Origin of the sequence: Phocaeicola coprocola (assembly GCF_041333015.1) — a bacterium.
Lineage (GTDB): Bacteria > Bacteroidota > Bacteroidia > Bacteroidales > Bacteroidaceae > Phocaeicola > Phocaeicola coprocola.
Genome location: NZ_JBGKGM010000004.1, coordinates 24,488 through 38,330 on the forward strand (window position 1 = coordinate 24,488; position 13,843 = coordinate 38,330).

Below are 13,843 nucleotides of genomic sequence, written 5' to 3' on the forward strand. Positions count from 1 at the left end.
ATAATTGTGTCAGGAAATGAGAAACCAAACCAATAAGGCTGAAGCTCTCTTTCACTTATTCGCAGGGGAGAGCATGTGACATTTAAGCAGCAACTGGAACTTACCATACGTTTGAGTATTCCGGCAGTTGTAGCTCAGATTTCATATATTGTTATGCAATATATTGATGCTTCAATGGTTGGTAGTCTGGGAGCGGAGGCTTCTGCTTCTATCGGTTTGGTTTCTACTTCTACCTGGTTGTTCTGGGGAGTATGTGTTGCTTCTGCTACGGGCTTTTCTGTGCAGGTAGCACATCATATCGGAGCGAAAGAATTTGGTCAGGCACGTGCTGTCCTTCGGCAGTCTTTTGTTGCGACTACGATATTCAGCTTGCTGCTGACTGTAATTGGTGTACTGGTTAGCACTCCTCTTCCTGCATGGCTGGGAGGTGATGTTGCTATTCAGTATGATGCTTCTTCTTATTTCCTGATATTTATTTTATTTCTGCCGGTCCTTCAGCTTAATTTTTTAGCGGGAGGTATGTTAAGATGTAGTGGCAACATGCATGTGCCTAGCATGCTGAATGTTCTGATGTGTATAATGGATGTTGTCTTTAATTTTTTTCTGATATATCCTTCCCGGGAGTTAGAGATAGGTAATATATCTGTTTTTGTTCCTGGAGCGGGACTAGGAGTTGAAGGTGCTGCTTTGGGTACAGGACTGGTTGAGATGTTGGTTGCCATTATGATGACTTGGTATCTCTGTCGTTGTTCGAAAGAGTTAGCTCTGGTGGGCAGACCTGGAAGTTTCTTTTTGACTTCGAAAGTATTAATAAAATCGTTCAAAATAGGAGTTCCCATGTGTGTAGAGCATATTGTTATTTGCGGAGCACAGATCTTGACAACTGTTATTGTTGCTCCATTGGGAATCTTTGCTATAGCTGCAAATTCTTTTGCAATAACCGCAGAAAGCTTATGTTATATGCCGGGGTATGGTATTGCTGATGCTGCGACGACATTGATCGGGCAAAGTCTGGGAGCGGGAAGAAAAGATTTAACCCGATCTTTTGCCCGGATAACAGTAGCAACTGGTATGTTGGTAATGGGAGTGATGGGTGGTGTCATGTATTGGGCTGCTCCTTTAATAATCGGGGCAATGACACCTGATGCAGAGATACTTTCATTAGGTGTGATGGCTTTGCGTATTGAGGCATTTGCAGAGCCTATGTTTGCGGCAATTGTTGCTTATGGAGTTTTTATCGGTACGGGAGATACACTCATGCCGAGCATAATGAACTTTGTCAGTATATGGGCTGTACGTCTTAGTTTGGCTTCATGTCTTGCTCCTTCGATGGGGTTGAAGGGCGTTTGGCTGGCTATGTGTATTGAGCTTTGTTTCAGAGGAATGATATTCTTGATAAGGTTAGAAAAAGGAAAATGGATAAAAATTACCTGATGCTATGAGATATTGCTTATTATCGGGAAGATTATTTATGTCTGTGATAGCTGTCTTGTTATTTGTTGCAGTTACATCGTATGGCAATAATCTAGGCAAAGCCCCAATCCAATTTAATAAAGATAAAATTTGTAATAAAAGTAAGACAATGGAACGTGATACAATTAAGCTGCATATTGGCAGTAAAGTTTTTGTTGCTGTGTTGGAGAATAATTCTTCTGCAATGGCTTTGAAAGAATTATTGGCGAAATGCAATGTAACAGTAGAGATGAGTGATTATGCCCATATGGAAAAGGTAGGAACATTAGGGGTTAGACTGCCGAGAAATGATGAGTGGATTCAAACTGATTCTGGAGACTTGATTTTATATCAGGGACATTATATGGTTATTTATTATGATCGTAATAGCTACTCTTTGACTCGATTGGGTAAAATAATCAATGTTACTCAAGATGAGCTTAAAAATGCTTTGGGTAAAGGGAATGTTACGGTTGTTCTTTCTTTAGAATAATTGTTTGTACGAGTGAGTTTTCTATTCGAAAAGTGAAAGTTATAGGATGAAGATTGTATCTTTTAAATATTGCTTGATTGCAGGTTTATTGTTTTTTACGGCTTGTTCCCCTGATGATATTCCTGATATTGACGAAACGATTTCCCCTCCGTCTTCAAATGTTCCGGAGGATAATGACGACGGAGATTGTTCTCCGGTCAAGCAGATTGTTGTGACAATAAATAAAACTCCGTTTACTGCAACATTGGAGAATAATGAAACGGTTCGTGAATTTCTTGATTTATTGCCTCTTACTGTCGATATGACTGAATTGAACGGAAATGAAAAATATTGTTACCTTCCTCAAAGTTTACCGGTAGATAGTCGCCAGATAGATGTTATTCAAACCGGTGACCTAATGCTTTATGGCTCGAACTGTATTGTCCTTTTCTATCAAACGTTTTCTTCCAGTTATAGTTATACCAGATTAGGCCGGATTGATCATACTACAGGTTTGAAAGATATTCTTGGGCAAGGTAATGTTACTGTAAACTTTCATATAGTTAATCAATAAATACGGATAAATTATGCAACAGGTAAAAAATACAGAGTTTGGAGGCGAACGCCCTTTGTTTGCTTCTCATGATTTGCAGATTGATAATGTAACAATTCATGCAGGAGAATCTGCTTTAAAAGAATGTAGTAATATTATTGCAGTGAACTGTCGTTTTGAGGGAAAATATCCATTTTGGCACGTCAATGGCTTTATTGTCAAAAACTGTCTGTTTACTGAAGGAGCACGTGCTGCACTTTGGTATTCGCAAAATTTGAAAATGACGGATACAAAAGTGGAGGCTCCTAAAATGTTCCATGAAATGGATGGACTGGAGCTGGTTAACGTACACTTGCCTAATGCTCAGGAAACGTTGTGGCATTGTCGTAATGTCAATTTAAAAAATGTGCATGTGGATAATGCTGATTATCTTTTTATGCATAGTGAAAATATTACCATAAAAGATTATATGCAGAATGGCAACTACTCGTTTCAGTATTGCAGAAATGTAGAAATTCACAATGCAGTGATCAATTCGAAAGATGCGTTCTGGAATACAGAAAATGTGACGGTGTATGATTCTGAAATTAATGGAGAATATTTAGGCTGGCATTCTAAGAATTTGCGCTTGGTTAATTGTAAAATCTCGGGCACACAACCTCTTTGTTATGCTCACGGGTTAATAATGGAGGATTGTGTAATGGCTGATGATTGTGATCTTGCTTTTGAATATAGTTCTGTGCATGCTACGATTAAGAGTGCAGTACATAGTGTAAAGAATCCTCGTACGGGATGTATTACTGCCGAAAGTTACGGACAGATAATTCTTGATGAACATATTAAAGCACCAGGTGATTGTGAGCTGAAATTATGGGATGGACTTACTTGTTTTTCTGATTAAATAAAGTATGAAATATAATTTTGACGAAATAGTTTCGCGACATCATACTAATTCATATAAATGGGATAGTGCGACGCTGCCGGATATTTTGCCGATGTGGGTAGCGGATATGGATTTTCGGACAGCTCCAGCTATTATTCGTGCGCTGCAGCAACGTGTACAGCACGGCATTTTTGGATATACTCGCGTTCCGGATGAGTATTATAGTGCTGTTGTAGGATAGTTTAGTCGGAGGCATCGGTGGCAGATAAATCGTGAATGGATTATTTATACTTCGGGAGTTGTTCCGGCCATATCCGCCATCATAAAGGCATTAACGGCTCCGGGAGATAAAGTTTTAGTTCAGACACCGGTTTACAACTGTTTTTTTTCCTCTATCAGAAACAATGGTTGTGAGATAGTAAGTAGTCCCTTACTGTGGGATGGAAAAACTTTCTCTATCGATTTTGACGATTTGGAACGAAAGGCAGCAGATCCGGAAGTGAAGTTTATGCTGCTTTGTAATCCGCATAATCCTGCTGGCAGAGTGTGGAGTAAACAGGAATTGTGCCAAATCGGAGAGATTTGTATTCGTAATGGGGTGACAGTCATTGCAGATGAAATACATTGTGAGCTGGTCTTTCCAGAAAATGTCTATACTCCTTTTGCTTCACTTTCTGAAAAGTTTCAGAAGTATTCTGTTACTTGTGTATCTCCTGGCAAAGCTTTTAATATCGCAGGCTTGCAAATTGCTAATATTGTTTGTGCAGACGAATATATGCGCCATAAGATAGATAAAGCGATTAATATTAATGAAGTCTGCGACGTTAATCCTTTTGGCGTTATTGCCACGATAGCTGCCTATAATGAGGGTGAGGAGCGGTTGGCGCAGTTTGTGTCGTTATCTGTTTGAAAACTACCAATACATGAAAGACTATTGTGAAAAAATATTTGCCTGATTTTCCTATTGCTGAATTAGAAGGTACTTATCTGGTCTGGATGGATTGCCGGAAGTTGCTTCTACCATCCAAGGAACTGGAATGTCTATTAAAGGAAAATGTTCATTTGTGGCTGAATTCTGGAGATGTGTATGGAGCAGAAGGTGAAGGGTTTATGCGTTGGAATATAGCTTGTCCGAGGGCCTTGCTAACAGAAGGATTAGATAGATTCAGAGATTTTGTTCATCATAACTAAAAGAATAAGCAGGTCGGGCACTTTCTTTTTTCTGTAAATGTGATAAACGTTATCATCATCTGCTGCCTGTACCTGCTTTTCCTTTGATAATGTCATGACTTCTGGTTATCTTTGCGTAGAATAATTAAAAACCGGAATTTATGGATATACAAACAATACTTGCGAATTTGAAAATAGAACAGTTGAATGTGATGCAGCAAACAGCTGTCGATGCCTATCGTGAAGGAGGTGATTTAGTCCTGCTTTCGCCTACGGGCTCGGGTAAGACTTTGGCTTATTTATTGCCTCTTGTTTCTTCTTTGAAGCCCGGTCAGCAAGGAGTTCAGGCTGTTATTTTAGTCCCATCCCGCGAGTTGGCTTTACAGATAGAGCAAGTATTTAAGTCTATGAATACGGAATTTAAAATAATGAGTTGTTACGGAGGGCGTCCGGCAATGGACGAACATCGTACAATGAAAGGTATCTGCCCGTCAGTAATTGTCGGTACACCGGGACGAATGAACGATCACTTGGAAAAACAAAATTTTGATGCTTCTACAGTGAAGCTTTTGGTGATTGATGAATTCGATAAATGTTTGGAATTCGGTTTTCAGGAAGAAATGTCGGATGTTATAAGTAAATTGCCTAAATTACGTCGTCGTTTTCTGCTTTCGGCTACAGATGCTGAAGAGATTCCTCATTTTACCGGCTTGAACCGTACCGTCAAATTAAATTTTCTTGATCCTGATGGAGGTATTTCTGAACGTTTGCATTTGTATAAAGTGATTTCTCCTGTAAAAGATAAATTGGAAACTTTATATAAGTTGCTTTGTTGTTTGGGAAATCAGTCTACTCTGGTTTTTTGCAACCATCGTGAAAGTGTAGACCGTGTAGGTAAATATTTACATTCCATGAAAGTGTATTGCGAAACGTTTCATGGTGGAATGGAGCAGGATGACCGGGAAAGAGCTTTATATAAATTTCGGAATGGTAGCTGTCATATTTTTATCTCGACCGATCTGGCAGCACGTGGTTTAGATATTCCCGATATAAAAAATGTTGTTCATTATCATCTTCCAGTTGCAGAAGACGGGTTTATACACCGGAACGGACGTACGGCACGCTGGGAAGCTGATGGTAGTTCTTACATCATTCTTCATTCTGAAGAACAGTTGCCTTCTTACATAAAGGAAGAACCGGAGGAATATCTCTTGCCGGCTGTGCTTCCTAAACCTGCCCTGCCTGATTTTGTTACCTTATATATAGGAAAGGGGAAAAAAGATAAAATCAATAAAATAGATATTGTAGGTTTTTTGTCTAAAAAAGGAAATTTAAGCAAGGAGGATATTGGCCGTGTAGATGTGAAAGATCATTATGCTTTTGCAGCGGTTTCTCGTTCTAAATATAAACAGGTGTTAAAACTTGTGCAAAATGAAAAGATTAAGGGGATAAAAGCTTTGATAGAACTGGCTAAATGATAACTTTGTGTCAATAAAACCTTGTTTCGGTAAGAAATTCTCTCAAAATGCTATGACTCTAGTCTGTTCAAAAGTCATAGAACTTACTTCTTGTGTTAATTTGTAAATTAAACCGCATTGTTTTGTGTAATTTGTTATTAAAAGCCCTGGGTTGCTAGAAAAATATTACAAAAACTTTTGGAAATCTAAAAATAATCGCTATATTCGCAATTGTAAGAACGAACAAATGTTTAACCAAAACAAACTTCCAAATGAAAAAACATAATTTCAATGCGGGACCTTCTATATTGCCTCGCGAAGTGATCGAAAAAACAGCTCAGGCTATTCTTGACTTTAATGGTTCGGGACTTTCGTTGATGGAAATCAGTCACCGCGCTAAAGACTTCCAGCCGGTGGTAGACGAGGCTGTTGCCTTGTTTAAGGAACTTCTGAATATTCCGGAAGGGTATTCGGTACTTTTCCTGGGTGGAGGAGCAAGTATGGAGTTCTGTATGGTTCCTTATAATTTCCTTGAAAAGAAAGCTGCATATCTTAATACAGGTACATGGGCAAAAAAAGCTTTGAAAGAAGCGAAGGCATTCGGTGAAACAGTTGAAGTAGCTTCTTCCGAAAAAGACGGATATACTTATATTCCGAAAGATTATACAGTACCGGCAGATGTGGATTATTTCCATATTACTACAAACAATACGATTTATGGAACAGAACTCCATGCCGATTTGGATGTGAATGTTCCGATGGTTGCCGATATGTCATCTGATATATTCTCTCGCCCGATTGATGTCTCAAAATATATCTGTATCTATGGCGGTGCACAGAAAAACCTGGCACCGGCAGGCGTTACTTTTGTCATAGTGAAAAATGAAGCTTTGGGCAAAGTTTCACGTCATATCCCTACCATGTTGAATTATCAGACTCATGTTGATAAAGGCTCTATGTTTAATACACCTCCTGTAGTTCCTATTTATGCGGCTTTGCAGACATTGCGCTGGATAAAGGCTCAGGGTGGAGTAGAAGAAATGCAACGCCGTGCTAAGCAACGTGCAGATATGTTGTATGCTGAAATCGACCGTAATAAACTGTTCCGCGGAACGGTTACAGATAAAGGCGATCGCTCTTATATGAATATTTGCTTTGTAATGGCAGACGAATATAAGGATTTGGAGGCAGACTTCTTGAAGTTTGCTACAGATAAAGGAATGGTTGGTATCAAGGGACATCGCTCAGTAGGTGGATTCCGCGCTTCTTGTTACAATGCCATGCCTGTAGAGAGCGTTCAGGCTCTGATAGACTGCATGCAGGAGTTCGAAAAAATGCATTAATTTATTAGTCGTTTATAAAGGCACACAGACCTGCACGGATAGATAGTGTGCGGGTATGTGTGCTTTTTTTATTTATATTAAATCTGATAGTTATGAAAGTTTTAGTAGCAACAGAAAAACCGTTTGCAAAAGTTGCAGTCGACGGTATTCGTAAGGAAGTAGAAGCTGCTGGTTACGAACTGGCTTTACTTGAAAAATATACAGAAAAAGCACAGCTCCTTGAAGCTGTAAAAGATGCCAATGCTATTATTATCCGTAGTGATGTTATTGATAATGAAGTGTTTGATGCCGCTCCCGAATTGAAGATCGTAGTTCGTGCTGGAGCTGGTTACGATAACGTCGATCTGGAGGCTGCTACTGCACATGGCGTTTGTGTGATGAATACTCCGGGACAAAACTCAAATGCAGTTGCTGAGTTGGCTTTCGGTATGATGATTATGGCGGTTCGTAATTTTTACGACGGCAAATCGGGTACGGAACTGATGGGCAAGAAGCTGGGTATTCATGCATACGGTAATGTAGGACGCAATGTGGCTCGTATAGCAAAAGGAATCGGTATGGATATTTATGCTTATGATACTTATTGTCCGAAAGAGGTGATGGAGGCTGATGGTATAAAACCGGTTGATTCTGCTGAAGAGTTGTATGCTACTTGTAACGTGGTGTCTTTGCATATTCCGGCTACTGCCGAAACCAAAAACTCGATTAACTATGACTTGGTAAATCGTATGCCGAAAAACGGTCTGCTGGTTAATACTGCCCGTAAGGAGGTGATTAATGAAGCGGATTTGCTTCGCCTGATGAATGACCGTCCGGACTTGAAATATGTAACTGATATTATGCCAGCACATCATGAAGAGTTTGCCGATCATTTTCCGGGACGTTATTTCTCTACTCCGAAGAAGATGGGTGCACAGACAGCTGAAGCAAATATCAATGCCGGTATCGCAGCGGCCCGTCAGATTGTGGGCTTCCTGAAAGATGGTTGTGAGAAATTCCGTGTAAATAAAAAGTAACTCTTTTATTTGTGCATAAATGAAACTGACCGCATACGAACGGCATTCGCTGATCCCATTGGGGATCGGAGCTTCCTTGCTGCTGGTGAATTCTTTGTGCAGGTCGTTTCTGGATGATTTCTGGAAAGGATTTCTGTGCGGCATGGCATTGATGTTTTTCCTTTATGCGCTGTGGACGTTAGTGTTATTTTTCAAACGAAATTTCAAGCATTATGGCAATAGTTAAACCTTTCAAGGGTGTTCGTCCGCCGCAGGACTTGGTGGAGCAGGTAGCTTCCCGCCCTTATGACGTGTTAAACTCGGCTGAGGCCCGCGAAGAGGCGAAAGGCAACGAGAAATCATTGTATCACATCATTAAACCGGAGATTGACTTCCCGGAGGGAACAGACGAACATGATCCGTGTGTGTACGATAAGGCGGTAGCGAATTTCCGAATGTTCCAGGAAAAAGGCTGGCTGGTGCAGGACGACAAACCGTGTTATTATATTTATGCCCAGACTATGAACGGCAAGACGCAGTATGGTCTGGTGGTAGGAGCTTATGTACCCGACTACATGAACGGGGTGATTAAGAAGCATGAGCTGACGCGCCGTGACAAGGAGGAGGACCGTATGAAGCATGTGCGGGTGAACAATGCGAACATCGAACCGGTGTTCTTTGCTTACCCGGAAAACAAGACGCTGGATGCTGTGGTGGCTAAATATACGGCACAGAAACCGGTGTACGACTTTGTGGCACCGGATGACGGCTTCGGCCATCAGTTCTGGGTAATTGATGACGATAAGGATATTGAAGCTGTGACAGAAGCGTTCAAAGAAATGCCTTCGCTTTACATTGCTGACGGACATCATCGTAGTGCGGCAGCAGCACTGGTAGGGGCTGAAAAGGCGGCTCAGAATCCGAACCATCGGGGTGATGAAGAATACAACTACTTTATGGCAGTGTGTTTTCCGGCAGAGCAACTGACTATTATCGACTATAATCGTGTCGTGAAGGAACTGAACGGACTGACTCCGCAAGCCTTCCTTGAAGCGTTGAAGAAGAACTTTGTGGTGGAGGAAAAAGGTACGGACATCTACAGACCGGCCGCCTTACATAATTTCTCTCTTTATCTGGAGGGAAAATGGTACAGTCTGACGGCCAAACCGGGCACTTACGACGATAACGACCCGATTGGGGTGCTGGATGTCACGATTTCTTCCAACCTGATTCTGGACGAGATTCTCGGTATCAAGGACCTGCGCTCGGACAAGCGTATCGACTTTGTGGGCGGTATTCGCGGACTTGGTGAACTGAAGAAGCGGGTAGACAGTGGTGAAATGAAGATGGCGCTTGCACTTTATCCGGTTTCCATGAAACAATTAATGGACATTGCAGATACCGGAAATATTATGCCGCCTAAGACTACTTGGTTCGAACCTAAGCTTCGCTCCGGTCTGGTGATACATAAGCTGGAGTAAGTGTATGATGGAATAATATTAGTTTTATATGGGATTTCTTTTGCTGTATAAAATTGCAAAGCAGAATTGGCTTATGTTTTTATGCTGCTGCAGTAAGTCCCGGCCAACACTGGCGAGTGATAATAGCAACTTTAACAGTTAGCTTGTACTGGGAAATATTCTTTTCGGCAAAGATTAATCCGATATATAGTGAGGTCAGGAGATTTTAGCGAAAATGTCCTGACCTTTTTTATGATTGTGCCAAATGTTTTTTACTTAAATTGTGTACCTTTGCATCCGGTTTTGCAAAAGTAACAGATATTTCATGGCTAGTAATACATTCAAAGGTTTTGTTTATGGAGCAGTGGCAGCTGCCAGTTATGGACTGAATCCTCTATTTACTCTGCCTCTTTATGCTGATGGAGTAAGTGCTGATTCGGTATTGTTTTACCGTTACGGACTAGGTGTAGTGATGCTTGCTTTGCTGATGAAGGTGCAGAAACAGTCATTTGCATTGCATCGTAGCGAAGTATTGCCTTTACTTGTTATGGGGATGCTGTTTGCATTTTCCTCGCTTGCTCTTTTTCAGAGTTATAATTATATGGATGCAGGCATTGCTTCTACCATTCTGTTTGTTTATCCGGTATTGGTTGCTGTTATTATGGCTGTTTTCTTTAAGGAGAAAGTTTCTGTTATAACAGCTGTTTCTATTGCTTTGGCTTTTGTTGGCATATCCTTATTGTACAAGGGTGAAGGTGGAAAGACGTTAAGTTTAATCGGAGTTTTACTTGTCTTTATATCCTCACTTACGTATGCTATTTATATTATAGGAGTGAATCGTTCGTCGCTGAAAGACATGCCTACTGCAAAACTTACATTTTATGCTTTATTGTTTGGCTTGAGCGTATTTGTTGTCCGTTTGAAGTTCTGTACGCATCTCGATCCTATCAGTACTCCTTGGCTGTGGATCAATCCGATAGGGTTAGCTTTATTCCCGACTGTAATATCTTTAGTCGCCATGACTAAGTCTATACACTATATCGGTTCTACTCCTGCGGCTATTTTAGGTGCTTTGGAGCCGATTACAGCCTTATTCTTCGGTGTCTTGGTGTTTGGTGAACGCCTTACGCCACGCATTATTTTAGGAATTATTCTTGTGCTGTCGGCCGTTACACTGATTATTGTAGGAAAGTCGCTGGTTAACAGAATCCGCGTACATGTATTGCATAAATAAATACTTGAATCTAATATAAAAACGAATTATTTTGGAAGATACTTATAAAACCATTGAAGGACAGTCAGAGTCTGTTTATACAGAGAAGCGAAGCAAGTTCATAGCCATTGCTATCCCAGTGCGTACACTTGCCGAAATAAAACAATATTTGGAAGAGTACCAGAAAAAGTACTATGATGCACGCCATGTATGCTATGCATATATGCTTGGAGCTGAACGGAAAGATTTTCGTGCTAATGACAATGGAGAACCTTCAGGTACAGCCGGAAAGCCTATCTTAGGACAAATCAATTCGAATGAACTGACCGATATTCTGGTTATTGTGGTACGTTATTTCGGAGGAATTAAATTAGGTACCAGTGGATTGATTGTGGCCTATCGGACAGCAGCCGCACAAGCAATAGCCGAAGCGACGGTGATAGAAAAAACGGTAGATCAGGATGTGATGGTTGCTTTTGAATATCCTTTCATGAACGATGTAATGCGTATTGTAAAAGAAGAATCTCCCGAGATATTGGAACAGTCGTACGATATGGACTGTTTCATGCGCCTTCGCATCCGCAAATCTTTGATGCCTCGTCTGCGTTCTCGTCTGGAAAAGGTAGAAACACTTCGTTTCCCCGAAGACGATGTAACATCTTTGTAATAATTATGACATAATCAAGTTACGTGTGCCTTGTACTTTTGCTATCGAAATAAAAAGCAGAAGTATAGTGAATAAGAAAAATTTAAAAACACGATGTGCCTTTATCGCAGGCTTGTTAGGATGTGTGGCTATGCCGGCACATGCCGAAGATAGCAACAAAGAAGAACCCCCGAAAGGCAAGGCTATTATTACGATTTTTTCTGATATCCATTCCGGCTTTGGTCATGTGAATGATGACCGTGGTTTTAATTTAGACCGAGCGTACTTGGGATATCAGTATGATTTGTCGAAAGAACTTCAGTTAAAGGTAGTTGCCGATTTCGGACAGTCTAAAAGTGTTGATGATCATCAGCGTATAGGTTTTGTTAAGAATGCCCAGATATCATGGAAACGTGAAAAGTGGACATTACACGCAGGTTTGATTTCTACTACCCAGTTTAAGTTTCAGGAAAGCTTCTGGGGTAAGCGGTATGTGATGAAATCTTTCCAGGATGAGTATAAGTTCGGAAGCAGTGCCGATCTTGCTGTATCGGCAGCTTACGATTTCAACGATTATGTATCGGCAGACGTTATTCTTGCCAATGGCGAAGGTTACAAAAAACTTCAGGTAAAAGACGGTCTGCAATATGGGGCAGGAGTGACACTGATGCCTGTCAAGAATCTTTTTATCCGTCTGTATGGTTCTTATAATGAAGCTTCGGAAGAATCAGGTAAAGGTATAACAAATCTGGCTTCTTTCATCGGATATAAACACAAGTCATTTTCTCTGGCGGCAGAATATAATTATCAGAAAAATGCCAGCTACACAGACGGACAAGACCAGAGCGGTGTGTCAGCCTATGCAACGGTCAACTTGTCTAAGAAAGTCGGAGTCTTTGGTCGTTGGGACTATCTTACTTCAAAAAACAAATGGAATGAAGAGAATGATGGTATGGCAGGACTTGTAGGAGCGGAGTTCCGGCTTGGAAAATACATAAAACTTTCTCCTAACTTCCGGATATGGTCGCCCAAAGCAGGAAGTATGCCCAATTCATATTATGCTTATCTGAACGCTTCTTTCTCCTTATGAAATTATCAAAGAGATTTTTAAATATAAGAAAATTCAATTTATTAAATTAATAAACAATGAAAAAACATTATTTGCCTTTGGTGGCAGGTATAATGGCTATTGCCGTTACTGCATGTGGTGGACAAAAATCATCAACTGAATCTGTAGAATTAACTGGTGCGGGAGCAACTTTCCCATTACCTTTCTATAACATGAGCTTTGAAGGATATGGTGCTACACACGATAATAAAGTTTCTTATGGTGGCATTGGTAGTGGTGGTGGAGTACGTAACCTGAAAGATGGTATCGTAGACTTTGCCGGAAGTGATGCTTTCTTGAGCGATAAGGAAATGTCAGAAATGGAACCTGTAGTACACATCCCGACATGTATGGGAGCTGTGGTATTGGCCTACAATTTACCGGATGTAGTTAAATTGAACTTGTCGGGTGATGTTATTGCTGATATTTATGCTGGAAAGATAACAGACTGGAATGATGCACGTTTGCAGGAACTGAATCCGGATGTGAAATTGCCTGCAAAGAAGATAATTCTTGCATATCGTTCGGATGGTAGCGGTACAACATTTGTATTTACCGATTATTTGTCTAAAGTCAGCGAAAGCTGGAAAAATACTTTCGGATCAGGTAAAACAGTGGATTTCCCTGTCGGACAGGCTGCAAAAGGTAATCCGGGTGTAGCTGGTATCATTGCACAGACTCCGTATTCATTGGGATATATTGGTTCTGAATATGCTTTCGCACAGAAAATTCCTTATGCAGCTGTAAAGAACCAGCGTGGTGAGCTGATCACTCCGTCTACAGAAAGTATCTCGGCTGCTGCCGGTGATATTCCTCAGGACACTCGTTGTTCTATAACCAATGCCGATGCAGCAGGAGCTTATCCTATCAGCTGTTTTACCTGGTTGCTGATTTACAAGGAACAGAATTATTCAGACCGTTCGGAAGCACAGGCTAAAGCTACGCTGGATTTGATGCAATATATGTTAAGCGACAGCGTACAGCAGACTACTGCTACCGTACACTATGCTCCGCTGCCTAAGAAAGCTGTTGAACAAAGTCTGGCAAACCTTAAGACTGTTACTTATCAGGGACAGCCGATTCTGAAATAA

Annotated in this window: 13 protein-coding genes and 1 pseudogene; all 14 read left to right on the forward strand. The window is 40.8% G+C overall.

The annotated features are described in order from the left end of the window. Nucleotides 1–75 precede the first annotated feature (75 nt). The 14 genes and pseudogenes from ACDG22_RS10695 (at nt 76) to pstS (ending at nt 13,843) form a co-directional block, all read left to right on the forward strand. Complete coding sequence (locus tag ACDG22_RS10695; RefSeq protein WP_370858884.1) at nt 76–1,434, forward strand: MATE family efflux transporter; 1,359 nt, start codon at nt 76–78, stop codon at nt 1,432–1,434. Nucleotides 1,435–1,438: 4 nt separating this feature from the next. Next, nucleotides 1,439–1,945 carry a cyclophilin-like fold protein gene (locus ACDG22_RS10700; RefSeq protein WP_235776961.1) on the forward strand — a complete coding sequence of 169 codons (507 nt, stop codon included), beginning with the start codon at nt 1,439–1,441 and terminating at the stop codon, nt 1,943–1,945. 46 nt (nt 1,946–1,991) lie between these two features. After that, nucleotides 1,992–2,498 (forward strand): cyclophilin-like fold protein, encoded by a 507-nt coding sequence (locus ACDG22_RS10705; RefSeq protein ID WP_007568918.1) that lies wholly within the window; start codon nt 1,992–1,994, stop codon nt 2,496–2,498. Between the two features lie 13 nt (nt 2,499–2,511). After that, nucleotides 2,512–3,378: a DUF3737 family protein gene (locus tag ACDG22_RS10710; protein ID WP_007568920.1), complete on the forward strand. Its 867-nt coding sequence runs from the start codon at nt 2,512–2,514 to the stop codon at nt 3,376–3,378. A gap of 7 nt (nt 3,379–3,385) precedes the next feature. After that, nucleotides 3,386–4,551 (forward strand): annotated as a pseudogene (locus ACDG22_RS10715) (MalY/PatB family protein). Nucleotides 4,552–4,691: 140 nt separating this feature from the next. Further along, the gene (locus ACDG22_RS10720; RefSeq protein WP_007568928.1) at nt 4,692–6,008 is read left to right on the forward strand and encodes a DEAD/DEAH box helicase; all 1,317 of its coding nucleotides are present in this window, start codon (nt 4,692–4,694) and stop codon (nt 6,006–6,008) included. A gap of 251 nt (nt 6,009–6,259) precedes the next feature. Further along, entirely contained in the window at nt 6,260–7,330 is a 1,071-nt protein-coding gene (serC, locus tag ACDG22_RS10725; protein ID WP_007568930.1) for a 3-phosphoserine/phosphohydroxythreonine transaminase, read from the forward strand. Nucleotides 7,331–7,422: 92 nt separating this feature from the next. Further along, nucleotides 7,423–8,346 (forward strand): NAD(P)-dependent oxidoreductase, encoded by a 924-nt coding sequence (locus tag ACDG22_RS10730; RefSeq protein ID WP_007568931.1) that lies wholly within the window; start codon nt 7,423–7,425, stop codon nt 8,344–8,346. A 19-nt stretch (nt 8,347–8,365) separates the two neighbouring features. Next, a complete protein-coding gene (locus ACDG22_RS10735) occupies nt 8,366–8,572 on the forward strand; it encodes a hypothetical protein (RefSeq protein WP_007568933.1) in 207 nt (68 codons plus the stop codon). Beyond that, on the forward strand, nt 8,559–9,806 hold the full coding sequence (locus ACDG22_RS10740) for a DUF1015 domain-containing protein (RefSeq protein ID WP_007568935.1): 1,248 nt from the start codon (nt 8,559–8,561) through the stop codon (nt 9,804–9,806). Before ACDG22_RS10735 ends, ACDG22_RS10740 begins: the two co-directional genes overlap by 14 nt. Before the next feature lie 304 nt (nt 9,807–10,110). Continuing rightward, a complete protein-coding gene (locus ACDG22_RS10745) occupies nt 10,111–11,019 on the forward strand; it encodes a DMT family transporter (protein WP_007568937.1) in 909 nt (302 codons plus the stop codon). A gap of 25 nt (nt 11,020–11,044) precedes the next feature. Then, the gene (locus ACDG22_RS10750) at nt 11,045–11,665 is read left to right on the forward strand and encodes an IMPACT family protein (protein WP_370859001.1); all 621 of its coding nucleotides are present in this window, start codon (nt 11,045–11,047) and stop codon (nt 11,663–11,665) included. 67 nt (nt 11,666–11,732) lie between these two features. Beyond that, on the forward strand, nt 11,733–12,734 hold the full coding sequence (locus ACDG22_RS10755; RefSeq protein WP_007568941.1) for a hypothetical protein: 1,002 nt from the start codon (nt 11,733–11,735) through the stop codon (nt 12,732–12,734). 56 nt (nt 12,735–12,790) lie between these two features. Then, entirely contained in the window at nt 12,791–13,843 is a 1,053-nt protein-coding gene (pstS, locus tag ACDG22_RS10760) for a phosphate ABC transporter substrate-binding protein PstS (RefSeq protein ID WP_007568943.1), read from the forward strand.